1 pseudogene is annotated in these 474 nt (G+C 62.7%); it reads left to right on the forward strand.

From position 1 onward, the window contains the following. Positions 1 to 366 (forward strand): annotated as a pseudogene (locus tag P0D89_RS54055) (histidine kinase); the annotation flags it as partial. Positions 367 to 474 lie beyond the last annotated feature (108 nt).

The following is a 474-nucleotide window of genomic DNA, read 5'->3' on the forward strand; positions in this document are numbered from 1 at the left end:
CGCCTTGGGGGGGATGACTCCGAGATGTTCGAGCTCGCGTCGGTCTCGCTCTGGCTCGAAGACTTCAGCGGCGTGCGCGCGCTGTTCGATGCATGGCGAGACGAAGGCGTGACCGATCTGCGCGCGCATTTCGCCGAAAATCCGAACCGGGTCGCCGAATGCGCGCATAGCATCCGCGTGATCAAGGTCAATCAGAAGACCCTCACGCAATTCGAGGCCGCCGATTTCGATGCGCTGACCCGTAATCTCGCATCGGTGTTCCGCGACGACGTGCTCAAGACCCACCTCGAAGAGCTCTGCCAACTGTGGGCCGGCAAAGCGCAGTTCACCAGCCAGACCGTCAAGCGCCTGCTCGACGGCGTGCGCGGCCGGCATCGACGATTTTCGCGTGTGCACCGGTGTGCGCGTGAAGCACCGTCCTTCAGGGCGGTGAGGTAGAGCGCGTCGTGCGAAACACGACTTGCCTTTTCTTAC

The sequence above is a fragment of the Paraburkholderia sp. RL18-085-BIA-A genome, assembly GCF_046027075.1.
In the GTDB taxonomy this organism is placed as follows: Bacteria; Pseudomonadota; Gammaproteobacteria; order Burkholderiales; family Burkholderiaceae; genus Paraburkholderia.